At 34.1% G+C, this 26,205-nt stretch carries 29 protein-coding genes; 20 read left to right on the top strand and 9 right to left on the bottom strand.

Translation table 11 applies throughout. From position 1 onward, the window contains the following. Nucleotides 1-16 precede the first annotated feature (16 nt). The 3 genes from MHB70_RS15445 to MHB70_RS15435 all read right to left on the bottom strand — a co-directional run bounded on the left by MHB70_RS15445 (nt 17) and on the right by MHB70_RS15435 (nt 1,525). Nucleotides 17-511 (bottom strand): hypothetical protein, encoded by a 495-nt coding sequence (locus tag MHB70_RS15445; RefSeq protein WP_061530504.1) that lies wholly within the window; start codon nt 509-511, stop codon nt 17-19. A gap of 89 nt (nt 512-600) precedes the next feature. Continuing rightward, nucleotides 601-1,065, bottom strand: coding sequence for a DMT family transporter (locus MHB70_RS15440; protein WP_000965810.1), 465 nt, complete (start codon nt 1,063-1,065; stop codon nt 601-603). Between the two features lie 13 nt (nt 1,066-1,078). Further along, complete coding sequence (locus MHB70_RS15435) at nt 1,079-1,525, bottom strand: DMT family transporter (protein WP_002155830.1); 447 nt, start codon at nt 1,523-1,525, stop codon at nt 1,079-1,081. A gap of 108 nt (nt 1,526-1,633) precedes the next feature. On the opposite strand from MHB70_RS15435, the gene yeiL reads away from it, so the two are divergent. The 4 genes from yeiL to MHB70_RS15415 all read left to right on the top strand — a co-directional run bounded on the left by yeiL (nt 1,634) and on the right by MHB70_RS15415 (nt 4,416). Continuing rightward, nucleotides 1,634-2,326 (top strand): transcriptional regulator YeiL, encoded by a 693-nt coding sequence (gene yeiL / locus MHB70_RS15430; RefSeq protein WP_016091224.1) that lies wholly within the window; start codon nt 1,634-1,636, stop codon nt 2,324-2,326. Between the two features lie 13 nt (nt 2,327-2,339). Beyond that, entirely contained in the window at nt 2,340-2,693 is a 354-nt protein-coding gene (locus tag MHB70_RS15425; protein WP_000632408.1) for a glyoxalase superfamily protein, read from the top strand. 150 nt (nt 2,694-2,843) lie between these two features. Beyond that, a complete protein-coding gene (locus MHB70_RS15420) occupies nt 2,844-3,887 on the top strand; it encodes a flavin-containing monooxygenase (RefSeq protein ID WP_000653874.1) in 1,044 nt (347 codons plus the stop codon). Between the two features lie 280 nt (nt 3,888-4,167). Further along, the gene (locus MHB70_RS15415) at nt 4,168-4,416 is read left to right on the top strand and encodes a hypothetical protein (protein ID WP_000666948.1); all 249 of its coding nucleotides are present in this window, start codon (nt 4,168-4,170) and stop codon (nt 4,414-4,416) included. Nucleotides 4,417-4,452: 36 nt separating this feature from the next. Here MHB70_RS15415 and MHB70_RS15410 read toward each other — a convergent pair whose 3' ends face one another. Together MHB70_RS15410 and MHB70_RS15405 are read right to left on the bottom strand one after the other, a co-directional pair. After that, nucleotides 4,453-5,490: a serine hydrolase domain-containing protein gene (locus tag MHB70_RS15410; RefSeq protein ID WP_001050191.1), complete on the bottom strand. Its 1,038-nt coding sequence runs from the start codon at nt 5,488-5,490 to the stop codon at nt 4,453-4,455. A 100-nt stretch (nt 5,491-5,590) separates the two neighbouring features. Beyond that, nucleotides 5,591-5,785, bottom strand: a complete 195-nt coding sequence (locus MHB70_RS15405) for a hypothetical protein (RefSeq protein ID WP_000819659.1) — start codon at nt 5,783-5,785, stop codon at nt 5,591-5,593. 133 nt (nt 5,786-5,918) lie between these two features. Between MHB70_RS15405 and MHB70_RS15400 the strand changes: the two genes are divergently transcribed. Further along, nucleotides 5,919-6,200: a hypothetical protein gene (locus tag MHB70_RS15400; RefSeq protein WP_000397728.1), complete on the top strand. Its 282-nt coding sequence runs from the start codon at nt 5,919-5,921 to the stop codon at nt 6,198-6,200. A 29-nt stretch (nt 6,201-6,229) separates the two neighbouring features. Here MHB70_RS15400 and MHB70_RS15395 read toward each other — a convergent pair whose 3' ends face one another. After that, entirely contained in the window at nt 6,230-6,520 is a 291-nt protein-coding gene (locus MHB70_RS15395; protein WP_000171769.1) for a DUF3784 domain-containing protein, read from the bottom strand. Between the two features lie 124 nt (nt 6,521-6,644). Between MHB70_RS15395 and MHB70_RS15390 the strand changes: the two genes are divergently transcribed. From MHB70_RS15390 to MHB70_RS15355, 8 genes are all read left to right on the top strand, one after another. Beyond that, complete coding sequence (locus MHB70_RS15390) at nt 6,645-6,926, top strand: MazG nucleotide pyrophosphohydrolase domain-containing protein (protein ID WP_001028133.1); 282 nt, start codon at nt 6,645-6,647, stop codon at nt 6,924-6,926. A 34-nt stretch (nt 6,927-6,960) separates the two neighbouring features. Further along, nucleotides 6,961-7,698 (top strand): glycoside hydrolase family 25 protein, encoded by a 738-nt coding sequence (locus tag MHB70_RS15385; RefSeq protein ID WP_000739854.1) that lies wholly within the window; start codon nt 6,961-6,963, stop codon nt 7,696-7,698. 136 nt (nt 7,699-7,834) lie between these two features. Further along, nucleotides 7,835-8,608 (top strand): BcII family subclass B1 metallo-beta-lactamase, encoded by a 774-nt coding sequence (gene bla2, locus MHB70_RS15380; protein ID WP_000742460.1) that lies wholly within the window; start codon nt 7,835-7,837, stop codon nt 8,606-8,608. Between the two features lie 740 nt (nt 8,609-9,348). After that, entirely contained in the window at nt 9,349-10,635 is a 1,287-nt protein-coding gene (hcp, locus tag MHB70_RS15375) for a hydroxylamine reductase (protein ID WP_002093521.1), read from the top strand. A 486-nt stretch (nt 10,636-11,121) separates the two neighbouring features. Beyond that, complete coding sequence (locus tag MHB70_RS15370; protein ID WP_000429488.1) at nt 11,122-11,442, top strand: PadR family transcriptional regulator; 321 nt, start codon at nt 11,122-11,124, stop codon at nt 11,440-11,442. Between the two features lie 75 nt (nt 11,443-11,517). Beyond that, nucleotides 11,518-11,859, top strand: a complete 342-nt coding sequence (locus MHB70_RS15365; RefSeq protein ID WP_000891987.1) for a DUF1048 domain-containing protein — start codon at nt 11,518-11,520, stop codon at nt 11,857-11,859. Nucleotides 11,860-12,181: 322 nt separating this feature from the next. Continuing rightward, on the top strand, nt 12,182-12,943 hold the full coding sequence (locus MHB70_RS15360; protein ID WP_000063311.1) for an ABC transporter ATP-binding protein: 762 nt from the start codon (nt 12,182-12,184) through the stop codon (nt 12,941-12,943). Then, complete coding sequence (locus MHB70_RS15355; RefSeq protein WP_000837814.1) at nt 12,944-13,693, top strand: ABC transporter permease; 750 nt, start codon at nt 12,944-12,946, stop codon at nt 13,691-13,693. Between the two features lie 165 nt (nt 13,694-13,858). Here the strand turns inward: MHB70_RS15355 and MHB70_RS15350 are convergent, their stop codons facing one another. Beyond that, a complete protein-coding gene (locus MHB70_RS15350) occupies nt 13,859-14,821 on the bottom strand; it encodes a helix-turn-helix transcriptional regulator (protein WP_000755055.1) in 963 nt (320 codons plus the stop codon). 109 nt (nt 14,822-14,930) lie between these two features. Between MHB70_RS15350 and MHB70_RS15345 the strand changes: the two genes are divergently transcribed. Together MHB70_RS15345 and MHB70_RS15340 are read left to right on the top strand one after the other, a co-directional pair. After that, complete coding sequence (locus MHB70_RS15345) at nt 14,931-15,410, top strand: GyrI-like domain-containing protein (protein WP_000801034.1); 480 nt, start codon at nt 14,931-14,933, stop codon at nt 15,408-15,410. Nucleotides 15,411-16,526: 1,116 nt separating this feature from the next. Beyond that, nucleotides 16,527-17,228: a hypothetical protein gene (locus MHB70_RS15340; protein ID WP_000033277.1), complete on the top strand. Its 702-nt coding sequence runs from the start codon at nt 16,527-16,529 to the stop codon at nt 17,226-17,228. A gap of 435 nt (nt 17,229-17,663) precedes the next feature. Here the strand turns inward: MHB70_RS15340 and MHB70_RS15335 are convergent, their stop codons facing one another. Together MHB70_RS15335 and MHB70_RS15330 are read right to left on the bottom strand one after the other, a co-directional pair. Further along, nucleotides 17,664-17,885 (bottom strand): hypothetical protein, encoded by a 222-nt coding sequence (locus tag MHB70_RS15335; RefSeq protein WP_000265911.1) that lies wholly within the window; start codon nt 17,883-17,885, stop codon nt 17,664-17,666. Between the two features lie 18 nt (nt 17,886-17,903). Next, complete coding sequence (locus tag MHB70_RS15330) at nt 17,904-18,101, bottom strand: hypothetical protein (RefSeq protein ID WP_002104975.1); 198 nt, start codon at nt 18,099-18,101, stop codon at nt 17,904-17,906. A gap of 418 nt (nt 18,102-18,519) precedes the next feature. Between MHB70_RS15330 and MHB70_RS15325 the strand changes: the two genes are divergently transcribed. From MHB70_RS15325 to MHB70_RS15305, 5 genes are all read left to right on the top strand, one after another. Then, nucleotides 18,520-19,152: a LysE family translocator gene (locus tag MHB70_RS15325; RefSeq protein WP_000254117.1), complete on the top strand. Its 633-nt coding sequence runs from the start codon at nt 18,520-18,522 to the stop codon at nt 19,150-19,152. Between the two features lie 98 nt (nt 19,153-19,250). Next, nucleotides 19,251-20,012, top strand: a complete 762-nt coding sequence (locus tag MHB70_RS15320) for a glycosyltransferase (RefSeq protein ID WP_000140994.1) — start codon at nt 19,251-19,253, stop codon at nt 20,010-20,012. A gap of 583 nt (nt 20,013-20,595) precedes the next feature. Next, nucleotides 20,596-21,318, top strand: a complete 723-nt coding sequence (gene sigI, locus MHB70_RS15315; RefSeq protein WP_002093524.1) for an RNA polymerase sigma factor SigI — start codon at nt 20,596-20,598, stop codon at nt 21,316-21,318. After that, nucleotides 21,308-22,645 carry an anti-sigma factor domain-containing protein gene (locus MHB70_RS15310; protein WP_061530090.1) on the top strand — a complete coding sequence of 446 codons (1,338 nt, stop codon included), beginning with the start codon at nt 21,308-21,310 and terminating at the stop codon, nt 22,643-22,645. The genes sigI and MHB70_RS15310 overlap by 11 nt, the downstream gene beginning before the upstream one ends. Nucleotides 22,646-22,849: 204 nt before the next feature. Further along, nucleotides 22,850-26,200, top strand: a complete 3,351-nt coding sequence (locus MHB70_RS15305) for a glycosyltransferase (RefSeq protein WP_033660272.1) — start codon at nt 22,850-22,852, stop codon at nt 26,198-26,200. The last annotated feature ends 5 nt before the right edge of the window (nt 26,201-26,205 follow it).

Raw genomic sequence — 26,205 nt, 5'->3', positions numbered from 1 at the left:
CTCATGACTTTTTCGTTTAAATAATTTTTTTAAATAAATTATAAACTTTTTTTGAACTATCTTCGTTTAACTGATAGTACGTAAGGTTTACATCATCAGGAGTATCTTGCTGAGCAATCATCACTTCGCTGCTGTGATGATCAACTACCCATATGAAATATTTTTTATAAGTTCCATCTTCGAAAGTAATCCACATATCACAATCTATTAAGTCTGATCCTTCTTCATCTAATGTTAATTTGCCTTTTTTTGCGGTATTCATACTGTTAATAAACGTTTTTAATTCATCTGTTTTTGTGAGAAAGATATCCTTTTTTGTTTTAATTGACTCGACATGTATATCTTTTATTTCCTGTTTTCCTAAAAAGACAGGGGGCTCATTTGGGTCCCTTTGAGTTGAAATGATAGTAGCTTTCTTTTTCGGTTTATTTGCAGTATAGAGATCTTGAATAGATTTCCCCGAGTTTATAAACCATACAATTCCACAAATAATTAATACGCTACCTAGCAATAAAATAATTTTTTTAATAGGGTTTTCTCCTCTCTATTATTTCGTGTGAAGAGCTTTTCTATTAATATATGATAGGTAAGCGTAAAGTATTATAGTTGAACTTGGTTATGCTTCACAGTTTTTATCGGGCGATCTATGAGTAAATTGTAAGTGAGCCCAATTAATACGAAAATGCCACCGATAACTTTACCGATTGAGAGTTCATTTGTCAGGAAGAAATCAATAATAGTCCCCGCAAATAATTGTCCGATAAAGATGAGTAATGTTAAATAAAAGGCTGATATTTTAGGAGTAATATAGTTGGATAATGAAATAACGATAACGCCTACTAATCCGCCTAAGTATACAGCGATAGGAATGGATTGCAACGTATGAATTGGAATATAAAATGAATCTGAACTGAAAATTAAAAATAGAGCGGAGAAAAATAATCCAGTAATATAATTAAAAAACGTGCCTTCCCAATTGCCAATTTCCTTTGCTAAATTCGCGTTAATAATTCTAGCAACAACGATAGAAACACCAGCTAAAATAGCGATAGTAATATATAACATTTTCTTGCCTCCATTAATAAATTGTCATGATTATAATTCCGGAAGAGATGAAGCATAATCCAATTAGTTTTTTCTTTTCAAACTTTGCAACCTTCATTCCTAATAAACCGAAATGGTCAATAACGATGGAAGCAATAGATTGACCGAGTAAACTTAATGCGATCGTAATAGAGGCACCAAGGACGGAGAAACTTATATTATTAAAAAGAACAGTGAATACCCCAATCGCTCCAGCACTATATAAAAAAAGTGGAATACTTTTATTAAAATGAATTTTATTTTTGTTTATGATTAAAATGAAGATAACTGCAATTAAACCGACAAGGTGAATGACAACGCTCGCTGTGTACTTGCCAATTAATTCAGATAAAATCCCGTTCAGTGGAAGCATAACGGCGATGAGCACACCAATAAAGACAGAAAGAAAGTTATACAATGTAATATCCCCTTTAATTTTCATATTTGTAATGACTGTATCATGCTGAAATTGTGTATTGTTATGACATATGTCATAGTGGAAGAAGAAAATTTTGATTACAATGGGGATGAGTTGTAAAGGTGGGGGACTATGAAGAAAGTATGTAATTCTATTAAATTAGCAGAGTATATGAAGCAAAATAATATTGATTCATTTTTTAGTCATGATATGAAGCCATATATGGAACTTATATTTTTTAAAAAGAATGAGTTTATTTGTAGAGAAAATGAAGAGATAGATTATTTATATTTCTTTGTTGAAGGAAAAGCAAAAGCGTTTAACACATTAAGTAACGGGAAATCGGTATTATTATGTTTTTACGATAGTTTGCAGTTACTTGGAGATGTGGAGTTAATTCATTCTCAAAGAATCACTTCAAACGTACAAGTGATGGCAGATTCGTATTGTGTGGGGTTACCTTTAGGAAAAGTGAGAAATAAGCTATTTCATGATGCGAAATTTTTAAGATGTATTTGCGGATCATTAGCACATAAATTAAACCGACTTTCAAAAAACAGTACAATTAATTTATTGTATCCGCTTGAAAATAGACTTGCGAGTTACATGTTAGCAGCAGGGGAACGAGCAGTTCAGCATGAAAATAGAATTGTATTTAGTGGGAATTTAACGGAAATAGCGGAATTGTTAGGAACGAGCTATCGGCATTTGTTGCGAACATTAAATATTTTTTGTGATAAAGAGATAATAAAGAAGAACGATGGATGCTATGAAGTAGTAAACGTGGATGTTTTGAGAGAATTGGCAGCAGATGTTTATAAATAGGAGGAGAGTATAAATGATAACACCTATATTTAGAATTTTTGATATTGAAAAAGCAAAACTATTTTACTTAGGTTTTTTAGGATTTAAACTGGATTGGGAACATCGGTATGAGGAAAATAGGCCATTATATTTGCAAATTTCGTTACAGGATGCTGTGATACATTTATCAGAACATCATGGTGATGCCTCACCAGGTGGTGCGATTCGGATCAAAATAGATGATGTAAAGGATTATCATTCTGTATTATTAAGTAAAGAATATGCTTATTCGAAGCCGAATATAGAAAAAACACCTTGGGGTACAATTGAATTAACTGTAATTGATCCGTTTTCAAATAGAATTACACTGTACGAGGAAAAATTGTAGAAATGGAATGAAGAGTAGTTCATAGAGCAGTGAACTGCTCTTTTTTATTTTGAGTAGATATTGAATCATATAAAAAGAAAATGTTATGATTATGGAAACGTATGAATATATGAACAAGTATTCATATGTTTAAGAAGAGGAGGGATTAGAATGAAAGATCTAATTATTATTGGGGCGGGTCAAGCTGGATTAACAATGGGATATTACTTGAAGCAAGAAGGGTATAATTTTTTATTACTTGAGGCAGGAAAACGAGTTGGTGATTCATGGAGAAATCGATATGATTCTTTGCAGCTTTTTACCTCAAGGTCTTACAGCAGCTTGCCGGGCATGACGTTAATAGGTGAAAAAAATGAATTTCCATGTAAAGATGAAATTGCAACTTATTTAGAAGAATATGCAAGACATTTTCAATTACCGGTACAATTACAAACGGAAGTTCTAAAAATAAAGAAAGAAAAAGAAATATTTGAATTACATACTCCTACAGAAATTTTACAAACGAAAAAAGTTATTATTGCATCAGGTGGTTTTCAGCAACCATTTATTCCCTCAGTTTCAGCAAATCTATCATCACATATTTTTCAAATACATTCATCACAATATAGATCATCATCGCAAATTCCACAGGGGAAGGCACTTGTAGTAGGTGGCGGAAATTCAGGAATGCAAATAGCAGTAGAACTTGCAAAAACGCATGAAGTTACGGTATCTATTAGTCATCCTATAACGTTTTTACCGTTACAACTTTTTGGAAAAAGTATTTTTAATCTGCTAGAAAAAGTGGGTTTATTGTACGCTGAAATAAATACAAAGAGGGGAAGATGGTTTCAGAAGAGAAAGGACCCTATTTTCGGTTTTGAAGGTAAGAAACTTATTCGTAATGGAGCAATCAAACTGCAAGAAAAAGTAGTAAGTGCATCAGGAAATAACATTATGTTTCAGAATGGTGATACTTATAGTGCAGAAAGCGTTATATGGTCAACTGGTTTTGTACAAAATTATAATTGGATTGAAATTGAACAGGCAGTGAATGAGAAAGGATTTCCTAATCATATAAAGGGAATCAGTCCAGTAAAAGGATTGTATTATATCGGTTTACCATGGCAATCTCAAAGGGGGTCCGCACTTATTTGTGGTGTAGGAAAGGATGCAGCGTATGTACTTTCTGAAATCAAAAAAATAGATCAGTAGCAGCAACTACTGATCATCCATATGTACATGAATTAGGAGAGGTCAAACATTTATTAACTTTATTATAATAGATTTTCATAGAATTAAAAACTGAAAATTCAAATTTAATGTTGAGAAAGTTTTTTGTATCGAAATATATGAAAAAATAGGGATTTTTATTAAAACAGAAAAAGATATTTCTATTTTAGTAAATTATGATATAGTCTAAATAAGCGTGTTTTTCCATAAATGTAATTATTTTCATTGTAGTTTTGTTTATATGAGGGAAGGAGAAGTAATTATGAAGTTTGATGATCAACGCTTACTAGGAGTCCGATTAGGTTCTGTACTTGTGACAGAGGAAAATCAATATTTAGTAATTAAGAAAAAAGATCATTATGCACTGTTAAATATACATAATTTAGAATGCACACATGTTGAAGTGCAGTTAGAACATTTGGAAGAAATGTTGCGGGAAGATTTCCAAGAAAGTATAACGGAGATTATCGCACCAGAACATATAAAAATTGTTGCGAAAAATGTTATATAGATAAAGAAGCTGGAAGGAACAGCTTCTTTATTTTCATTATAAGGATAACGTTTTTACAACCTCACCAATGATCCCTTCCATTTGATGAACACCTAAATCGGAATTAGTCATAATAACAGCACCATTCCCGCAGTATGGATAACAAACCATCATACATTGAAATCCAACGCCCCATCCGAGTGAATAAACCTGTAATTTTCCATTAGAATCATCTAGAAAAACACCTAATCCAGTCCATTTTGAGCAACCTTGAGGAGAAATCATGTCTATTACTAATTTTTGAGAAAGTTTTAGTTTGCCCTTTCCTTGTAAGGAATGAATGATTTCAATAACTAAAGCTGATAAGTCAGTTGGTGTTGTCCAAATGCCTGAAGCAGCTGCGAATGGATAAAATGGAAATCTCTCATTTGCTACAGTTCCATCTTTATTATGGCCGCAAGCAAAAACATCGGTTTTATCTATGTCTTTTGGAGAGAAGAGTGTACTATTTTTCATTTGTAGTGGCTGGAAGATATGTTCTTCTAATAACTGATTAAATGATTTTCCTGTAATATCTTCTAGTAGTAGCTCGATTATACAAAAGTTTGCGTCCGAGTAATGAAATTCACTTTCTGGTTTATAAGCTACTTCTATAGGTACGGGGCAATATAGTGTTTTACCGGAAAGGAGCTCAGACATATTAGGTAATCCTTTTGCAGGTGTATAATGTTCAAAACTATTAGGTGGATCAATGAGTCCAGATTGATGGCTTAATAAGTTTCTCGAAGTGATGCTTTTTTGTGAAGTAAATAGATTGGTAGGAATGTTCCAAGATGTGAGTTTATCATTTACGTCTTCATCTAAATATACGATACCTTGCTCTGATAATGTTAGTACGAGCATTGTAGTGATGAATTTGCTGATAGAGCAAGAATTAAAGAGAGAATTTGTAGTAACAGCTCTAGTTGTTCCAGCTTCAAGTGTTCCAAAGGCAGTCGCTTCATCTAGTTTGCCATTACGTATAACAGCGAGGCTTAAACCTGCAACGGAATATTGATTCATTTTTTCGTATATATTGCTACTTTTTAAGTTCATGGTGACTCCTTTCTTTAAAGACAGAATATTATTTTTATTATACAGTAGTAAAAAAAAGAAAACACTTCGTCATTCACCAATGAAGTGTTTTCTTTTTTAGTTAGTTTGAAGTGAACTTTTGAAAAAATTTGTCTCGGTACATGTACATAACCCATGAGATTGTTATTAAAAAAATAATGATTTGTTTGTTTTTAATTGGTGCATTGAAAACAAGCCAACCAACTATATCAAATAATAAATGTAGCACGATTGAAAGAACTACAAATTGAAGTAACGTATTTAAAAATCTTTTCATAAAGTGTCCCCCTAAAATAATAGGTTTTATTAACAGTTTGATATAGTAGTATTATACATTAAATGTTTGATATGGTAAAATTTACATAATTTAGTGAAATAAAACAAATGAAAGTTAGTAAGGGGGAACATTCATGGAATTCTGGATGGTTATACCGATAGTAGCCTTTGGTTTCATTTATATCGCTGAAAAATTAACTACAATTGAAAAGAAAAATGATGCGCGTTTAAAGAGAATTGAAGATAGATTACAATTAATTACGAAAGAAATGGGAATTATAGAAAGAGAACCTGAAATTAATAAAGAACTACGCCAGCTTGTAGAAGAAGGCAAAAAAATTACAGCAGTTAAGAGAGTAAGAGAAGCTTTTGGTTTTTCCTTACTAGAAGCGAAGCAATATGTTGATAAATTATAAAAAAGATCATCCATTTGGGTGATCTTTTTTCACTGCACCATGCGTGTATTTACATAAGCGGCGATAATAAAGTGTCCAATTATAATGATAGGAATAACGATCGTGACATTAGGAGTAGTGAAGACACTACCGATTGTGGCAATGACACCAGCAACTAAATTATAAAGACCAACTATTTTTGATAACTTCACTTTATCAGGCACGCGGCGTTCGTTGAATCCTGATAAGAGCCAAGTGTATTGTTTTACTCCAATGAAATAAGCTAGTGCAAATGAAAGGATTGCCACTATGAATAATGATGGGGAAGCGAAGAGAGTCATTGCAAACACCTCCGTTAATGGGCTATAAATAAATTATAGTCCGAATGTTATAATTTAACAAAATATAATTTTGGTTTTAAGTGTAATAGAAAAATGGAGTATTGGTAATGAGGGGAGATTAAGTATGAATATTGTGGAGTTTCAGAGGTATGTATCAAATTTCAGTAAAGAAAAAGGATTTCAAGATACAACAATTGAAGAGCGCACCATATATACGATGGCGGAATTAGGTGAATTAGCGGAAGTCATATTAAAGCGTGATACAATACAAGATGCGAAAAGAGAGATCGGTTTAGAAATGTTTGATGTAATTTGGAATGTATGTGATTTAGCAAATAAATTAAATGTTGATTTAGAGAAGGCGTTTGAAGAAAAAATGAAAATTAATAAAAAGCGTGAATGGTAAGTAGAATTTTAATTTGTAAAGATGGGTGATATGAATGAAAAAGAATCTTTTTATAGGAGGAATCTTTACTTTAATTAGTGTAATAAGTGTTGTCGTTTACTTAGTTTTTCAAGGCATATTCATTCCGAATCAAATAAGTGCTGATAAGTATGAAATAAAAGGTGTAGATGTCGCATCGTATCAAGGGGATATAGATTGGAGAGAGTTGGAAAAGCAAAATATGAAGTTTGCGTTTATAAAGGCGACTGAAGGAAGCTCGTTTGTGGATGAGTACTTTTCGAAAAATTGGACGAATGCGAATAAGACAGATATGCGCATCGGAGCGTATCATTTTTTTAGTTTCGATAGTAAGGGTGAAACACAAGCAGAGCAATTTATACGAACTGTTCCAAAATATAAACAAGCACTGCCACCCGTAATTGATGTTGAGTTTTACGCTAACAAAAAAGATAATCCGCCTAAGCGTGAAGATGTTGCGAAAGAGTTGTCGGTCATGATTGAAATGCTAGAAAAACATTACGGTAAGAAAGTAATATTGTATGCAACTCAAGAGGCATATGATTTGTATATAAAGGATGGGTATCCCAAATGTGATATATGGATTCGTAGTGTTCTTACAAAAACAAGTTTATCTGATGAGAGAAAATGGACGTTTTGGCAATACACGAATCGTGGGAAATTAAGCGGTTATAATGGAAAAGAAAAGTATATTGATTTGAATGTATTTTATGGGAATGAGGAAGAGTTTGAGAATTATGGAGTGAAAGGTTAAGTTTTAAAGCGTACAACATTTTGTACGCTTTTTTATTATTTCTAAAAAAATATGTAAGACATGATGGAACAAAGATTGGAGATGAATTGTCTCATATAGGTAATAACTATTTAGTTTGAAAGGAAGGATGGAGAAAATGAAAAAGAATACATTATTAAAATTAGGGGTATGTGTTAGTTTACTAGGAATAACTCAATTTATTAGTACAATTTCTTCTGTGAAAGCAGAACAAAAGCTAGAGCAAAAAGTAATAAAAAATGAGACGGGAACTATTTCAATATCTCAGTTAAACAAAAATGTATGGGTTCATACGGAGTTAGGTTATTTTAATGGAGAAGCGGTTCCTTCGAACGGTCTAGTTCTTACTACTTCTAAAGGATTAGTACTTGTTGATTCTTCTTGGGATGACAAATTAACGAAGGAATTGATCGAGATGGTAGAAAAGAAATTTAAGAAGCGGGTAACGGATGTCATTATTACACATGCGCACGCTGATCGAATTGGCGGAATAACAACGTTGAAAGAAAGAGGCATTAAAGCACATAGTACAGCATTAACTGCGGAACTAGCAAAGAAAAGTGGATATGAAGAGCCACTTGGAGATTTACAAACAATTACGAGTTTGAAGTTTGGCAATACAAAAGTAGAAACGTTCTATCCAGGGAAAGGACATACAGAAGATAATATTGTTGTTTGGTTGCCACAATATCAAATTTTAGCTGGAGGCTGTTTAGTAAAATCTGCGGAAGCAAAAGATTTAGGAAATGTGGCGGATGCGTACGTAAATGAATGGTCTGTATCGATTGGAAATGTATTGAAACGATATAAAAATATGAATTCTGTCGTACCTGGTCATGGTGATGTAGGGGACAAAGGGTTACTTTTACATACATTGGATTTACTAAAATAAGACATTGTTAGAAGAAAGAGAGGAGAAATAATTTTCTCCTCTCTTTCTTCTAACTATATTTAAATGCTGAATTTGTCGATTATGCCAGCATATATTACTGAGATTTTAATTCCAAGTATACAAATACTAGTACCGTCATAATTGCAATAACAACGTAAGTAGCATCAAGCATTATAAGTGTTTTTAAAGTTTCAGTCATCCTAATTCACCCCTGCTATAAAAATATAACATGATCTTTTTATCAATCAGATAAGAGATCACAAAGATACAATATACATGAAATTTCTTAAGTAGGTTCTATTTAAATATATCATATAAATAATGTAAATAATGTTAAGATAGTGTAAATGTATTGTAAATAAAAAGGTTTACAATAAAGACTTTAATAAAAAATGACAGTTCCTTAAAATTAAAAATACGCTCTTCTTTCTATTGAATGATAGAAAGAAGAGCGTATTTTTATATCTATTTTCATATGTGATGAATTGCAACTATTTGTACAAGGGATTCAAAAATTTTTTTCGTTGTATATATTTCTCCAAATTAATTATTTAGCTATTTAAAAGTATCGAAAGATGTGGACACACTAATGTATATTTTTTAGTGTCAATAAAAATATTATGTCAACAATATGAACTGTCACAAATCTTTATATATTATTGTGATTGATATCACATCACTTTTTTTCAATGGGTATTATGCTTAAGGTGTAATGAATGATTGGGAGAGGGTGGGATGATATGTTTTGTTATCAATGTGAACAAACGCCAACAGGTGGATGTAAAGTAATGGGTGTTTGTGGAAAGAATGAAACGATTGCTAGTTTACAAGACACGATTGTGTTTGGGCTAAAAGGAATTGCGGCTTATCGTACTCATGCTGCTCAGCTAGGGTATACGGATGCATTTGTAGATGCTACAACACAAGAAGCTTTATATATGACATTAACAAATTCTAATTTTAACGAACAAGAGCATATTGATATGGCTATGAAAGTTGGGAAATCAGCTTTACGGGTGATGGAGTTATTGGATGAGGCACATACGAATCATTTTGGTGTGCCAGAGCCTGTACAAATTACACAAAATCGTGTAGAAGGTAAAGCAATTGTAGTTACGGGTCATAATTTATTTGCATTAGAAGAACTATTAAAGCAAACAGAAGGAAAAGACATTAATATTTATACGCATTCTGAAATGCTACCAGCACACGGATACCCGCAGCTGAAAAAATATAAACATTTAAAAGGAAACATCGGTAAGGCATGGTATGATCAAAGACGCCTTTTTGAAAAATTTACTGGTGCCATATTAGCTACAACGAACTGTGTTATGCCAATTAAAGGCTCGTACTCTGATCGATTCTTTTCATATGACATTGCAGGCTTAGAGGGTATACAAAAAATTGAAAATGATGATTTTACACCATTAATTCAAAAAACGCTAGAACTTCCAGAAGTACATATGGAGTCGGATGAACAGTTAGTTACAGGGTTTCATCATAATACAGTATTATCATTAGCTCCAGAAATTATTGATGCAGTAAAAGAAGGGAAAATAAAGCGTTTCTTTGTTATCGCCGGTTGTGATGCACCGGGAAAAGGCGGAGAATATTATCGTGAATTAGCAACGTCACTTCCGCCAGAAACGGTTATTTTAACAACTTCTTGTGGGAAATTCCGCTTTAATGATGTGGATTACGGTGTTGTACCTGGCACGGAAATTCCGCGTTACATTGACTTAGGACAATGTAACAACTCCATTTCTACAGTGAAAATAGCGGCTGCTTTAGCAGATGCTTTTCAATGTGAAGTGAACGAATTGCCAGTAAGTATTGTCCTATCATGGTTTGAACAAAAAGCAGTTGCCATTTTGCTCGGGCTATTTAGTCTTGGAATTCAAGATATTCGCATCGGTCCAAAGGCTCCTGAATTTATTTCACCTGGCGTACTTGATGTATTACAAGAAACATTCGGTTTAAAACTGATTACAAATGCAGCAGAAGATATGGCTATGATGTTATCGTAATAAAAAATGATCTGTCTTATTAATAAGAAGAGCTAGCCATATTCATTAACTTTGGTATAGTATAGCGCCCCAAAATAAAAATGTAGAATTTTTGTTTTGGGGTATTTTCTTTTCTTAGTGGGATAGGTATGGGGCAAAATAAAAAAAGAAAATAGGCTGTATCGAATAGGTAATAGTTGATTTTAGAAAAAATATAAAAATCGAGTTGACATTCATCGCTACTTAGTCATACAATGTACTTGTAATAAGCAATACTGAGTAGTGTTGTTTCTCAAAATATTTGCAGTAGACAATAGGTAATAGCGGATTTTAGAAAAAATTTGAAAATCAGTTGACATCTATCACTACTTAGTCATACAATGTAGATGTAATAAGTGATACTGAATAGTATGAATTCAAAAAAACCACTCAGTAAAAAATTCGCCTTAGTACTCTGTAATACTGAATATAAGTCAGACAGAATAGGGGGTAAAGGAGGATCAGGACATGGAAAATTTAACTGAAATGCTGAAAGGTTCACTGGAAGGGTGTGTACTGGAAATCATTAGTCGCCGTGAAACGTATGGCTATGAGATTACCCGCCACCTGAATGATCTTGGGTTTACCGAAGTTGTGGAAGGTACGGTGTATACCATCCTCGTACGATTAGAGAAGAAAAAGCTTGTGAATATTGAAAAGAAACCATCAGATATGGGACCGCCTCGTAAGTTTTATTCATTAAATGAAGAAGGCCGCCAGGAGCTTGAATTGTTTTGGAAAAAATGGGATTTTGTATCGTCAAAAATTAACGTCTTGAAGTCAAAATAGGTTCATAAGATAAAATGTTCCGGCCGATACTTTGGGAATTTCTTGCTCGGTTTTATAAAAAAGGAGGAAAATAAGATGTTAGAAATGTTTAAAAAGTTAATTGGTGATAAAAAAGAGTACAAAATGATGATGGCACGAGTTGAGGCTCTGCCAGAGGACTACCAATTTGTATTTAAGAAAATTCAAAACTACATGTGGAATTTCTCAGCGGGTAACGGGATGGATATGTTACACATACAGTATGAATTAATCGATTTGTTCGAAGCGGGTGCAGCGGAAGGAAGACAAGTGCTTGACATTACTGGGGATGACGTGGCATCCTTTGCTGACGAACTAGTGGCAAACGCTAAAACTTACGTCTCCAAGTATCGTGAAGATTTGAATGAAAGTATTATGACGAAATTGAGAAAAAAATAAATGGAATAAGTAATACCGACTGATTAGCTGGTTACACATATGAATTGCCACCATAGCTATTCAGTTATATTTTTAACTCAGTACTAAGTAATACAGAATATCAGTGATACTAAATAGGTAGAGGTAAATAAATTATCTTCGCAAAACATTTTTATCCCGCATTAACGGGCAGTAAGACCCCCACCTCAAAATTCAGCGTAAGCAAAGAAGTTAGGTCGGGGATCAATTGTCCGTAAAAGCCCGATTGATTCAACTAATAATCAGTGGGGGATGAACAAAACCCCCACTGATTAAAGTTTCACTTTATAGGGAGGAAAAAAGTATGAGTAATGCAGCGATTTCTATAAAAGGCTTGAAAAAATCCTTTAAAGACAAGGAAGTTTTAAAAGGGGTAGATTTTGAGGTGCAGCGTGGAGAAATTTTCGCGCTGCTAGGCTCAAATGGAGCGGGAAAGACAACAACGGTCAACATCCTTTCGACGCTAATGAAGCAAGATGGCGGTGAAGTAAGCATTTGCGGATTTGATGTACAGCGTCAACCAGATCATGTTCGTCAAAGTATCAGTTTGACAGGGCAGTTCGCAGCTTTAGACGGTATGCTTACTGGGAGGGAAAACTTGATAATGATCGCCAAGTTACGTGGTGTTTCCAATCCCGCTCAAGTTGCTGACAATCTACTTGCAAGATTTAGCCTGACTGATGCGGCAAACCAAAGGGCAGATCAGTATTCAGGCGGAATGAAGCGCCGGCTTGATATCGCGATGAGTTTGATTGGAGCGCCAGCAATTATTTTTCTTGACGAACCAACGACTGGACTTGATCCTGAAGCGCGAATCGAAGTGTGGGATACAGTTAAGGAACTTGCCAGTAGCGGTACAACTATTTTGCTTACGACTCAGTACTTGGAGGAAGCAGAACAACTGGCAGACCGTATCGCTATTTTGCATGGCGGAAAAATTATTACGACAGGTACTCTTGCTGAACTAAAAGAGATGTTCCCACCGGCAAAAGTGGAGTATATCGAAAAGCAACCGACATTGGAAGAAATCTTCCTTGCGATTATCGGTAAAAAGGAGGAGATGTAAATGAAAAGTAAAACTGGTGTATTACTAGGTCGTTTAATGCGTAACATTATGCGCAGTCCGGATACAATTATTACGGTAGCGATTACACCGATTATGATGATGCTATTATTTGTCTACGTGTTTGGCGGCGCAATAAAAACAGGAACGGAAAATTACGTCAATTATTTATTGCCGGGAATTTTGCTAATGGCTATCGCATCCGGTGTAGCTTACACTTCCGTGCGACTATTTACGGATGTAAAGAGTGGGCTGATGGCACGTTTCATTACGATGCCTATTAAGCGCTCATCTATATTGTGGGCCCACGTTTTAACCTCTCTTGTTGCTAATGTACTTACTATCGTGGTGGTTATTCTTGTTGCACTCTTAATGGGCTTTCGTTCCAGCGCTAATATTCTAGATTGGCTTGCAGTAGCTGGGATACTAGGGATGTTTACGTTGGCGCTAACATGGCTAGCTATCATTCCAGGATTGAAAGCGAAGTCTATGGAAGGGGCGACTGCTTACTCGTACCCGCTAGTTTTTCTTCCATTTATTAGTTCGGCCTTTGTCCCTACCGAAACGATGCCAAAAATTGTTCGTGCGTTCGCTGAGAACCAGCCTGTGACTTCAATTGTGAATGCGATTCGTGCTCTATTATATGAAGGAACTGTTGGAAACGATATTTGGATTGCCCTCGCTTGGTGCGTCGGAATCATGGTTATTGCTTACTTCTTTGCTAGTAAAGCATTTAAACGTCAGTTAGGGTAAGAAACGAGATAAACGAAACCTTCAGGAATAATATATACGTTTAGAAAAGCACGGGAGATTTTCCGTGCTTTTATTATTTTTCATGCTCTCATTGTAGTAAATGAAATGGTATTTAAAAATAGGATGATTGTCCAGTGATAAAGCTTAATATTTGAGGCTCACTGCTTATGGAATATATAAGCACACTCGTTTTTGTAAATCTGCTAATACTTCATCGGGTATTTCCCTGATTTTAATATCCTTCCCTAGGAAAAGTAGCCAATTTGTTATTTCCGTCACTTCATCGGGATTGTTAACATTGATAAAAGTTTTTAAAATGGCTGTAGACTGGTAAGGATTTGTATAAGATATTGATCCTTTTAAAGGATGGTATTTTTTGAACTGGGCAATCGCTTTTGGTCCAAGTTCAAGTACCAAGTTGATTATTTCGTCCTTCTTACTTAGTTTTTCTAAAATCTTTTTCTTATTTAGCCTTTTTTTCGTCGTGTATGGTTCGATATTGGTGAGGTCATCGACAGGAAACATTATCTTCTTTTCTTCTTTTAAGTCAAACCCTTCAATGATCCAATGGCTTTTTTCTTGATAAAGGTGTAGTAGATAAATTGGATAAGATTTGATTTCCTTTTCTTCTTTGATGGTAATCAATAAATGGTTATCCAAAAGAAGGAGTTGAATGAGTTTTTCTAACATAGGATGGGGGAGGTCAGAAAGCTCAAGTAGATCGGGATTATGAGGGTTAGTCCCTTCAAACAGCAAGAGTTGATTTAAAAGAACAAGGTCATCTTGCTGGGTTTCTGAAATGAGTCCTAGTAGTTTTTCTGCTAATGACTGACGACTTTTTAGATAGGGAAGTTGTTGATTCCTCGTAGCCATAAAGGCAATAAAAAGAGCTTTCACTTCATTATCAGTAAAGCGAACAACGGGCAGGATAGAGTTATGCATAACAAAATATCCTCCGGTCCTTCCAACTTCAGCGACAAGTGGCATCCCCATAGCTTCAATTTCTCTAATGTCTCTAATAGCTGTCGATCGTGAGATGTTAAATTCTCGTATGATTTCAGAAATTGTAAAGTGGGAGCGGTTGTTGATATACCGCATAATTGTATTAATCCGTTCGACTTTTTTCATTTTGGTCTCCTAAACAGTATCATTTTTTGACATGGTTTAAAGGTATTATAAACGTATCAGATGAAAAGATAAATCGTTTGATTAATAAAAAAAGAGGCAGGTTTTGTATATGAAAAATTATACTATAGAAGAAAAAGATAGCTTTATCGTGTTAGGTATTGGAACTGAAATTAAGAGTGAATACACAGACTTTGCTGGAATAAATAAAGAAAAGGAAGACTTTTGGTCGGCTGTTAAAGAAGATGGAAGGCTGGACACTTTAAAAGCTTTAGCTACAAATGAATACATTTTTTCCGTGAGCGAAGCGGTGAATAACAAAATGATGTATTATGCGGGTGTCATGACAGAAGCACAAATAGAAGAAGAATCTAGAGTGATTCAGTTTCCTAAGGGGGAATATGTAGTAGTGAAAGGTGAAGGTAAGACGGCTGAAGAGCTAAGTAATAAGCTTACTGGCATCGCCTTCGGTCAAGCTTTACCAGAAGCAAAGGATTTTGCCTATGTTGGTGGACCGAATACAACGGTTGAGATGGGGCAGAGAAATGGCTTATTATTTGGTGAAATGTGGATTCCGGTTGTTAGGAAGTAAAGTGATAAAAGGTGCGAATATGGAAAGTAGAGGCTAACGATCTTGTATTGTTGGCCTTTTTTCTGTGAACATAATATTTATAGTCAGCTACACACTATATTCTGATAAAAGGGAATTACTGTAAGATTGTGTTGGGTGAACAAAAAAGCTAGGAGTTCTTCTAGCATAAGGGTACAACTTAAAGTCGTAAAAGATAAAATAAATTAACGTTGTAATTAAACTTTAAATGTTAATTACTGTAGCAGTTAAATTACTTTCATTAATAGTGTTAGTTGATGTACCAATTCCCGAGGCATTCAGATTTAGACTGTATATATAAGTGCCGGGGGAGGGGTATCTATCCAGACTACTGAAACATTGTGTGTTCAATTAGTTGAAACATTCGCTGGTTTTTGAATATTATCTTGAGATTCTGACTGAACCGTAATAATAAAGGCATCTCTTTTCAGAATAAGAATTGAAGATACACTAAATTCTGTGAGAGGAATTAGAGAAGTATAATTAGTTCGGAAAACCCCTTCTAACTTTACTATTTCATTAACGCCTACACTAATAGCTGGTAATACGAGGGTAGTTGGGCTAGTTGCAGTATTATCACTTTGGTTAAATGTCAGTGAAATAATGCCAGGCGGCCCAGTATCGCCCTTTAGGGCACTATTTTGGGCACTAAATCAGGTGCCTTTTTACATTGGAATCGATGATACGATATTCCTACAGTTACTCGTTCTTTGAAAAGAGCATAACGTGGGGATAACGTATCTATGCGCTCATAATCAATGATCATAGCCGCTTTATCAAAATGTTACTGGAGAACTGGCATGGGCGGTAAGAATCCGCAATAAGGACTAAAAGACCAATTACATTTAAATATTTAGCCACGGTGCGTGAGTGTCGTGGCTTTTGTGTTTCTTATTGAGTTTAGTGTTTTCTATACTAGATTCATAAGTGATATAAAGGAATTTATAAAAAAGGTTACTTCTCATTAACTTTAGATACAAGGATAGTGTAATAGTGAAGATTTTGCTATTCATTTTTTGAATATTACTTTAAAATTTAGATAAAAAGATAGTATTACTTTTGATTAATTTTAAATGTCGAAATTGAGGGTGAATGCTAGTGTCTAAATTTACACAACAGGACCAAGAGGATTTTAAAAAAAATCTGCTTTATAAAAAAGATAAGAAATTTGTTGAATTTATCGTGGATAGTTATGTACATACCAAGGAGTTTTCTAATGATACTGATAGTTTATCTAATAAGGATAAATTAATGGAGTTAGAAAAAAATGATTTAAAGTATGTGAAAGCAAGAATAGAAAGTTTATCTGAGTACCATGATCCACTTAAAATGGATTCAATGATTCTACCAGCTGTTACGGTTTTATTTTCTGTACTTGCGACTGGATTTTTCGTTAATGCAAAGATGATTAATGGATCCACTAATTCTATGCAGATTAGTGGATTTACCGTAACAGGTTTCTGGATTTTTACAATCATAACTTTTATTCTTTTCGTATTGAGACCTGGTAAAAAGAAGCATAGTAAGATTATTTTCTTTAGTAAACTGGTTGACATATGTATTGAAGAGAAAGAACAGAAAAAAGAGCAAGAAGAAAAGAGAAGAGAGCAGAAAGAGAAAGAACAGGAAGAGCAGGAAGAGCAGGAAAAGAGAAGAGAGCAGAGAGAAAAAGAAGAGAAAGAAAAGCAGCGAAAAGAGAGTGATTATAAGCTAGTACGTTTATACCTTGAAAAACTAGTTATGCAAGAAGAAATGAAGGAAGTAAAAAGAAGCAGAAGAAAAAGATATAAAAAAAGATGATTCGGTGAAAAGCGCCCATTTAGGTGCTTTTTTTGTACAAAACAAACGGACTCAATAAACGAAAAAACAGTGATGTATGAGAGGTGTATTTTATTAAATTGCATTTAATTTAAAATAAAATGTGAAACTTTTCAAGAGTAGCTATTTTTATTTTGTATAATAAATTTTAGGCGAACGATTCAAAACGTTAAAACAGGGATGTTCAACAATAAATACGCTATGATAATCCAGAATGGCTAAGCGAAAATGAAGATATAAGCGAACTTAATGTGAAAGATAAAAGAGAAAACGCTAAGAATCGTTGGCAAGGAAATGCAACCGAAACAGCTTATAGTAAATATACCGATTTTAAAGATTGGAACAAGTAAAAGTAGCGAATCCGCTTCTTTTTTATTTTGCATAGAAAAAAGGAAACCATAAAGGATTCCTTTTAAATTACGCTGTCTTATAAATTTTATTTTTAATCCTATTTTTAGTATCTATAAATGCGGCGTATGTAGCTATAGCACCACCTAAATAATAGACTTGGAATTTGTGGTCAAAAGCTAATCCTGTAATGAAATTGTAGCTGTATATAAAACAAGTTATACTGAACAACCATAACATGAACTTTAAATCTTTTAAGCTCAATCTATAATTCTTAATTCTTTTCCACATATGTATCAACTCTTATTGTCATGAGGCTCTGTAGTTTTTCTTTTTAAAATCACGCATGTTGAGGAAAAAGAATAAAAGGAAGATAACAGCTGCGATGCCATTAATCCAGTAGTATGTGCGTCCTGTTGTGAATCCGTTATAGAAGGAATAGACATTCCAAATTATAAGAAGTACTGAACAAACAGTAGAGATCATTAATGAGCCAAAACTTCTCATGATTTTCACCTCGATTCAAAATGTTAAAACTTATTTATAATTTTACATTCAAATAATTAGATTTACAAGAATAGGATGTAATAAAATGATTTAAAGAAATTACCATGGAAATTATTTGAAAGAACTTGGTGAAGGGGAAGGGGGAAGATTGGATGCATTAGCGGATGAGTTAAACGGTGTAGTAAATAACCATTGGTATTCGATCAAATAAAAAGTGCTAACAAGTTTGCAAACGAACTTGCTAACACCTATACGAATTAGACATAAAATGCCGTTGATATTTCATTTTAAAAAATAGATTTATTCAAGGAGATTTTAAAGTTTTACTTAAGGGAGCGAGAAGTATGAATCTTTTCTCTCCTCAATCATGATAAAATGTACAATAGGAAATTTTATGTAACATAAAGGGGGAAGGTTTATGGTCAGCTTGAGTACCTTGGTAGCTTTTGCAATTGTTTCGCTTAGCATGGTTTGTTCACCTGGGCCTAATATGATTTACCTCATTTCCCGTTCCGTTACGCAGGGACGTATGGCGGGATTTATTTCTTTATTGGGCATCATGCTCGGATTTGTAATCTATATAATCGCAACTATGTTTGGACTTACAGTTCTATTCGTTGCTGTTCCCGCTGTATATGAAGCAGTAAAGTGGGCAGGTGCTGCTTACTTGCTCTGGCTCGCCTGGAATTCGATAAAACCGGGTGCTACATCTATTATGGAACCTCGTATGATTTCTAATGAGCCACCAAGGAAATTATTTCTGATGGGACTCATGACGAATCTTCTGAATCCAAAGATTGCTATTTTGTATGTATCACTTCTACCTCAATTTGAAGATCCAGAGAAGGGATCGTTGCTTTTTCAAGGTGCAGTTTTGGGGCTTACGCAAATCACTGTTAGCTTTATAGTTAACCTTGTAATTGTATGTACAGCAAGTAAAATTGCAAAATGGTTTGGCACACGCCCAACGTGGCTACGAGTACAGCGTTGGCTTATGGCAAGTGTTTTAACGGGGCTTGCTGTACGTCTTGCTTTTGAACGTCGACAGTAAGAGCCTCTTTATCTGCAGTTTCTATAATATAACCTAATAAATATTAATATAAGTTATGTATAGCAGATATTTACCTTATAAAATAAGGGGGGAATATTATGACTGAGACAAACGAATTTTCAGGAGTCAATTTGAAAAAAGATGTGAAATTTTCTATTATAATTCCTGCACATAATGAAGAAAAGTACATTAGAAAATGTTTAGATTCAATTGCAAAGGCATCAGAGGCATATAAAGAGCAAACGGAAGTTATAGTTGTTTTAAATCGTTGCACAGATAAAACAGAGGAAATAGCAAAATCTTATAATTGTGTTACATTGAAAAATAACGATAAAAACTTATCTAAAATTCGAAATGCAGGGGCTAAAATAGCTAATGGAGAAATAATCGTCACTATAGACGCTGATACCATAATGACAGAGTCTATGTTGTCTAATGTAGATAAATATTTAACTTCAGGTAAATACATTGGTGGTGGGGTAAATGGGAAGTTTGAAAGAATATCTTTAGGAATATTTCTCTCCGCAATGTTAATAATAATTCCCTTACTTTTTAAGTACGGAGCTATATCTGTAGGGATTTTTTGGTGCTATAGAAAAGACTTTATGGCAATCAACGGATTTAATGAAAACATGCTTATGGCAGAAGATGCAGATTTCGCTAAACGGTTAAAAGAATGGGGAAAGAAAAATAATAAGAAATTCGGTACTATTAAAAATGGAATGATAACTTCATGCAGAAGATTTGATACATATGGAGACTGGACTTTACTTAAAAATCCAAAAGTAATTTTAGCTTATCTAAAAGGAAATGATAGAAAATACGCAGATAAGACATATTATGATAACCAAGAAAGATAAAAATGGAGAAAATCGGCAGAGGATAGCTAGTACTTTTTTAGATATAATGAGAATCCAACTTAATTTAATAGATATTATAAGAAAACCATCAATTTGATTATCCTTTTTCAAATTGATGGTTTTTTATTTTTGAAATAAATATGTATTTTTTATAAAAATATTTTTTGACCCCCATAAAACTATGTATTCCTCCGAATATGTATAGTGAAGAAAATAATTAGAAGAAAAATGACTATGAAAGAATATAGAAGTATTAATAAAATTACTAGATTAGGTGGGCATCTAAAATAAAAGGATGAAATTACCAATGGTATAGAGGAGAGTTATTCAAGGATTGCAGATAAAATAGAAAAAGAATAAGCAAAACGAACGGTAGAAAATAAGAAAGTAGATAAAAATACAAACTTAACTTTAGTGCCGAGAGAAAAGGAAAATCATTAAGAAAACGTTGGAAAAAGTTAGACTCTAAAAATATAACTAACAGCAAGAAAACAAGACCGAAGAAAAGTACCAAGAAAATCTGGTTAAATGGTCACTTGTGTAGTGGCCATTTTGCTATTTGAAGGAGGCTGGGAGATTACAAGTGTTGAGTTTAGTAATGAAGATCTTAAGAAAACCGAAAATAGAAGATATCGTATGTAACATACAAAACAACGAAGCAGATAAAGAAGCATTTATCGTACAGTATCAGCCTTTTATTAGAAAATCAATTTCATCTGTCTGCCGCCGATATATTACAGAACAGGATGATGAATATAGCATTGGATTGTTTGCGTTTAACGAAGCAATTGAACAGTATTCATATACAAAAGGAAAATCCTTTTTAGCGTTTGCTGATCTTCTTATAAAAAGAGATGTAATTGACTATATACGTAAAGAGTCTAAACATAACTTTGTCTTTTTAAAAGAAGATGAGCAAGAGGAAATGTTAGAAATGCAAGTGTCGCTTACGGAGTATATGAAAGAGATGGAAAATAGTAACCGTAAGGAGGAAATTCTTCATTTTCAAAGTGTGCTAGCTGAGTTTAAAATCACATTCTCAGAGCTTGCTAAAGAATCTCCTAAGCATCGTGATACGCGTGAGCACTTAATAGAAATTGTGAAAATTATTATAAAAGAAGAGGAAATGATGGAAGAGCTGTTCCGAAAGAAAAAGTTACCGCTTAAACATATTGAACCGCGTGTTAGGGTAAGTCGTAAAACGTTGGAACGACATAGAAAATACATTATTGCAATGTGTATTATTTTTGCAAACAACTATACATATATTCTGGATTACATAAGAGGGGAAAAGCATGATGAATAAAGGAATTGTGATGGATATAAAAAAGCATAGCGTAGTTGTTTTAACACCAAATGGAGAGTTTATTACGTGTAAAAGAAAAGGGGATTCTTGCATGATCGGGGAGGAAATCTCATTTGATGAGCAAGAACAAAAAGCATCGCATTTTTCGATTCCTTCCTTTTTAAAGCCTGCATCAATACTTGTTGCTTGTTTTCTATTTGCAGTGTTGTTTTTCTACAACCAACCAGAAGAAAAAGTATTTGCTTACGTCTCAGTTGATATAAATCCAAGTTTAGAGGTGAGCGTAACGAGGGATTTTCGTGTTATAGATTTACAGGCTTGTAATGATGATGGAAGGCGTATTTTAAAAGAATTGAAGCAATGGGAAAATAAACAATTGCAAGAAGTAATACGTACTATTATAAAGCAAAGCCAAGAGGATAAGTATTTAACGAATGATAAGCAAGTTATGCTAACAGCTGTTGCAAAGGACAAGGCACTAGAACCACAGTTGGAAAAGGCAATGAAAGAATTAAAGAAAGAATATGAGCTAAAACATATTACAGTTGAATATCAAAGTAGCACGATGCAAGTACGAGAGAATGCTAGAAAAGCTGGAATTGGCACAGGTGTCTATATAAAGCAAGAGAATGAAAAGAACAAATCGCTTACTCCCCCTGCCATGCCGTCTAATCCGGTGGAAAATGAAGAAGAGGTGCAATCACAGCCGGAGTCATCTCCTAATGCATCACTGGATTTGTCTCCTGTAGACGAAAAAAAATATGAAAAGCAAGAGCAGAAAGAACAAAAGAAAACAGAGGAACAGCCATCGAAGCAAATAAAAGAAAACAATGGAAGAGGATCTCAGCAAGAAAATAGAGGGAATCAGCAGGAGAATAACAGTAGAAAATCTCAACAAGGAAATAATGGGAATCAGCAAGGGAACAACGGAAGAGGGTCACAACAAGGGAATAATGGAAATGGGCAAGGGAACAACGGAAGAGGATCACAACAAGGGAATAATGGAAATGGGCAAGGGAACAACGGAAGAGGATCTCAACAAGGAAATAATGGGAATGAGCAAGGGAACAACGGAAGAGGATCCCAACAAGGGGATAATGGAAATGAGCAAGGGAACAACGGAAGAGGATCTCAACAAGAGAATAATGGAAATCAGCAAGGGAACAATGGAAGAAATCCTCAACAAGGAAATAATGAGAATCAGCAAGGGAACAATGGAAGAGGATCCCAGAAAGAAAATGATGGAAACGAGAAAGGGAACAATAGTAGGGGGTCTCAACAAGAAAATAGAGGCCACCAGCAAGGGAATGAAAAGAAGAATCAATAGAATCTGGAAGTGAGAGAGTCATTTCAAAGCTAAAAGGATGTATCTCGCTATTGTGGGCAGTAAAACTCCCATCTCAAAATTTGGCTGGGGCAAAGAAGTTAGGTGGGAGTTGGGCTGCTTGTAAATGCACAATTGGTGAGGGCTGATTAAAGTTGCACTTTATTATTTTATAGTTCTATTAAGAAGGAGTATGTGAAAAATATAATGGAGAAAAACATTCAACAAGAGAAAGATAAAGAAAAACCTGTTTTTTATGATCCGAAAGGAAGGAGAAACATAGCCTTTATTTGGTTTCTATGTATCTCAATAGTTAGTGTAAGTGTTGTATTTTATTTTTTCTTTCAAAGTATTTTTTCAACACCAGAAATTCCAAATATGAATACCGCTGTACAACAAGATACTAAACTTGTACCAATTAATCAAAAACTTAGTGATCAGCAGTTAAAGAAGGAAGAATTTAAACTAAATACCGAAACGAAGGATAATAAAAATTTGGTGAATTCGCCGAAGGATAGTAAACAACCTAAAGAAGTGTATGGTTTTTATGTAAACTGGGATGAAAATAGTACCGCTTCTTTAAAAGAAAATATCGATTCATTAACTACGTTAGTACCAGAGTGGTATCATTTAAAAGCAGATTTAACGATTAGAAGTGAGATAAAACCTGAGATAGTAAAGTTGGCAGAAAAAAATCAAGTGAAGATTATGCCTTTGCTTACTAACTATACTGAGGAAGCTTCTGGTCCTGATAGTGGGCTAATTCATAAGTTACTGAATTCTTCAAACGATGTAAAGACAAAGTTTATTAATGATTTAGTAAGCCAAGTTAAAAAGAATCAGTTTTCAGGTATTAATATTGACTTTGAGGCTGTACCTGAAAGTGATAGAGAAAACTTAACAAATTTTATGAAAGAACTTACTACGGAATTTCATGAACATGATTTACTCGTTACACAAGATGTTCCAGCTAATGATAAGGCTTTTGATTATAGTGCGTTAGCAAAAATAATAGATCGAATGATTGTAATGATGTACGATGAGCACTATGGAGCTGGGGAACCAGGACCAATTGCTTCAAATAAATGGTTCCAACATACATTGAAAGAACTGAATATTCCGTCTAATAAGCTTATAGTTGCTTTCGGTAACTATGGATATGATTGGGAAGTAAATAGTAAAGTAGCTGCGAAGTCTTTAACTTTCTCAGAAGTTATGGCAATGGCTCATGATTCAAATATGAAAATACAATGGGATAAGATGAGTGGAAACCCTTATTTTAGATATAAAACAGGAGAGAAAGAACATACTGCTTGGTTCTTAGACGGTGTTACTCTCTATAATCAAGTAAAAATCGCAATGGACAACAATGCAAAGGGGTTTGCATTATGGAGACTAGGAGCAGAAGACCCTACAATATGGAAGGTTTTAAAAAATCCTATTGAGGTACAAAAAAGTCCTAATGTATTACATAAAATCAATAGTTTAGATGAAGTAAATTATTCTGGACAAGGTGAAATGTTACAGATTGAGAATGAAAGAAAAAATGGAATGAGAGATTTTAAAGTAGGCAAAGATGGTTACCTTACAGATGAAGTATATCACTCCTTACCATCTGCGTATGAAGTGCAACGATATGGAAAACCAAATGGAAAACAAGTAGTATTAACATTTGATGATGGACCAGACCCGAAATATACGCCAGAAATATTAGATATATTAAAAGAGAATAAAATAAATGCTGCTTTTTTTGTACTTGGTGAAAACGCGCAACTAAATACTAATATTGTAAAAAGAATATACGATGAAGGGCATGAAATTGGCAATCATACTTTCAAGCATCCTAACATAGCTGATACGTCTTTACTACGAACGAAAGTAGAACTTAATACGACGCAACGTTTAATTCAGGAAGTAACTGGACATTCTACGGTTTTATTTAGACCACCATATGAAGCGGATGCTAACCCGGATTCATCAAATGAAATATTGCCTATTTTACGTGCACAAAATATGAACTATACAATGGTAGGGGAAAAAGTTGATCCCGAAGACTGGGCAACACCATCAACAAATGAATTAGTAAGACGTGCTCTTAATCCTATTTATAAGGGAGAGGGAAATATTATTCTTCTCCATGATGCGGGAGGGAATCGTACCCATACAGTAGAGGCGCTCCCGATCATTATTAAAGACCTAAAAAAGCATGGATATAGTTTTGTAACAATTTCAGATTTAATGAATAAAGAACGAGATGAAATTATGCCACCTGTTTCTTCTGAGGGTAAGCAATATTTACTTTACAATAAAGCTGTCTTTTCAGGAGCGGGATATGCAAAGCATATATTAACAACGATTTTTTATATTGCTATTGGATTAGGTATTTTTCGATTCCTATTTTTAATTTATTTTGCATACAAGCAGAAAAAGACAGTAAGCGCCCGCTTATTTACTAATTCTTCTTATCAATCTTTCGTTACTGTTGTCATAGCAGCATATAATGAAGAAAAGGTGATAGCTAAGACGATTCGCTCCATTTTGGATAGTGATTATAGAGAGTTTGAAGTTATTGTTGTGGATGACGGATCGAAAGATGGTACGTCAAAAGTAATGGAAGAAACATTTTATAAGCATCCTAAAGTTCGTTTAATTCAGAAAGAAAACGGCGGAAAATCATCGGCAATGAATTTAGGGTTTCAGCAATCACGAGGAGAAATCATTGTTACGTTAGATGCGGATACTATTATTGCACAAGATGCTATTTCTTTAATGATTAGACACTTTGAAGATCATAATGTAGCGGCAGTTTCAGGGAATGTTAAAGTTGGGAATAGACGGAATTTATTGACTACTTGGCAACATGTTGAGTATATTACAGGATTTAACTTAGAACGTAGAGCTTTTGATGAGTTAAATTGTATTACAGTTGTTCCTGGAGCGATTGGAGCATGGCGTAAAAAGAATGTAGTTGAATCTGGTTATTTAAGCGAAGACACATTGGCAGAAGATACGGATCTTACTATTACATTTTTACGTCAAGGACATAGAATTGTATATGAAGAAAAAGCATATGCTTTTACGGAGTCACCTGAAGATGTGAAAAGTCTCATTAAACAACGATATCGTTGGTCATACGGTACACTCCAATGTCTTTGGAAACATCGAAAAGCGCTGTTTCATTCCAAACATAAAGCATTAGGATTTATTGCATTGCCCAATATGTGGTTATTCCAATATGTTCTGCAATTTATTGCACCTTTAGCAGATATATTAATGATTATGGGGCTTTTTGGTAGCAATCCGCTAAAAGTATTAGGATTTTATCTTGTATTCTTTGTCATAGACCTTCTCGCTTCACTATTTGCATTTAAATTAGAGAAAGAGAATCCAAAACCATTAGCATGGTTAATTTTACAACGCTTTATTTATCGTCAATTTATGACGTATGTTGTCATTAAATCTATATTCTCATCGATTCGAGGAGTAGCAGTAGGGTGGAATAAACTAAAGAGAATGGGGAGTGTTAAACATTCCACGGAACATAAGGAGGCATCATAAGAGAA

It is taken from the genome of Bacillus sp. FSL M7-1020 (genome assembly GCF_038050415.1).
In the GTDB taxonomy this organism is placed as follows: Bacteria; Bacillota; Bacilli; order Bacillales; family Bacillaceae_G; genus Bacillus_A; species Bacillus_A toyonensis.
Note: the sequence above shows the minus strand (reverse complement) of the source record. Positions and strands in the feature narration are given on the sequence as shown.

Coding starts and splice junctions, on each gene's coding strand:
- MHB70_RS15360 (WP_000063311.1), top strand. CDS start 12,182: ATGAGTAATGCAGCGATTTCTATAAAAGGCTTGAAAAAATCCTTTAAA.
- MHB70_RS15330 (WP_002104975.1), bottom strand. CDS start 18,101: ATGAGAAGTTTTGGCTCATTAATGATCTCTACTGTTTGTTCAGTACTT.
- MHB70_RS15400 (WP_000397728.1), top strand. CDS start 5,919: ATGGAATTCTGGATGGTTATACCGATAGTAGCCTTTGGTTTCATTTAT.
- MHB70_RS15350 (WP_000755055.1), bottom strand. CDS start 14,821: ATGAAAAAAGTCGAACGGATTAATACAATTATGCGGTATATCAACAAC.
- MHB70_RS15405 (WP_000819659.1), bottom strand. CDS start 5,785: ATGAAAAGATTTTTAAATACGTTACTTCAATTTGTAGTTCTTTCAATC.
- MHB70_RS15390 (WP_001028133.1), top strand. CDS start 6,645: ATGAATATTGTGGAGTTTCAGAGGTATGTATCAAATTTCAGTAAAGAA.
- MHB70_RS15310 (WP_061530090.1), top strand. CDS start 21,308: ATGATGAATAAAGGAATTGTGATGGATATAAAAAAGCATAGCGTAGTT.
- yeiL (WP_016091224.1), top strand. CDS start 1,634: ATGAAGAAAGTATGTAATTCTATTAAATTAGCAGAGTATATGAAGCAA.
- MHB70_RS15435 (WP_002155830.1), bottom strand. CDS start 1,525: ATGAAAATTAAAGGGGATATTACATTGTATAACTTTCTTTCTGTCTTT.
- MHB70_RS15320 (WP_000140994.1), top strand. CDS start 19,251: ATGACTGAGACAAACGAATTTTCAGGAGTCAATTTGAAAAAAGATGTG.
- MHB70_RS15370 (WP_000429488.1), top strand. CDS start 11,122: ATGGAAAATTTAACTGAAATGCTGAAAGGTTCACTGGAAGGGTGTGTA.
- MHB70_RS15305 (WP_033660272.1), top strand. CDS start 22,850: ATGGAGAAAAACATTCAACAAGAGAAAGATAAAGAAAAACCTGTTTTT.
- MHB70_RS15395 (WP_000171769.1), bottom strand. CDS start 6,520: ATGACTCTCTTCGCTTCCCCATCATTATTCATAGTGGCAATCCTTTCA.
- MHB70_RS15415 (WP_000666948.1), top strand. CDS start 4,168: ATGAAGTTTGATGATCAACGCTTACTAGGAGTCCGATTAGGTTCTGTA.
- bla2 (WP_000742460.1), top strand. CDS start 7,835: ATGAAAAAGAATACATTATTAAAATTAGGGGTATGTGTTAGTTTACTA.
- MHB70_RS15345 (WP_000801034.1), top strand. CDS start 14,931: ATGAAAAATTATACTATAGAAGAAAAAGATAGCTTTATCGTGTTAGGT.
- MHB70_RS15425 (WP_000632408.1), top strand. CDS start 2,340: ATGATAACACCTATATTTAGAATTTTTGATATTGAAAAAGCAAAACTA.
- MHB70_RS15410 (WP_001050191.1), bottom strand. CDS start 5,490: ATGAACTTAAAAAGTAGCAATATATACGAAAAAATGAATCAATATTCC.
- MHB70_RS15335 (WP_000265911.1), bottom strand. CDS start 17,885: ATGTGGAAAAGAATTAAGAATTATAGATTGAGCTTAAAAGATTTAAAG.
- hcp (WP_002093521.1), top strand. CDS start 9,349: ATGTTTTGTTATCAATGTGAACAAACGCCAACAGGTGGATGTAAAGTA.
- MHB70_RS15385 (WP_000739854.1), top strand. CDS start 6,961: ATGAAAAAGAATCTTTTTATAGGAGGAATCTTTACTTTAATTAGTGTA.
- MHB70_RS15440 (WP_000965810.1), bottom strand. CDS start 1,065: ATGTTATATATTACTATCGCTATTTTAGCTGGTGTTTCTATCGTTGTT.
- MHB70_RS15365 (WP_000891987.1), top strand. CDS start 11,518: ATGTTAGAAATGTTTAAAAAGTTAATTGGTGATAAAAAAGAGTACAAA.
- MHB70_RS15420 (WP_000653874.1), top strand. CDS start 2,844: ATGAAAGATCTAATTATTATTGGGGCGGGTCAAGCTGGATTAACAATG.
- MHB70_RS15325 (WP_000254117.1), top strand. CDS start 18,520: ATGGTCAGCTTGAGTACCTTGGTAGCTTTTGCAATTGTTTCGCTTAGC.
- MHB70_RS15355 (WP_000837814.1), top strand. CDS start 12,944: ATGAAAAGTAAAACTGGTGTATTACTAGGTCGTTTAATGCGTAACATT.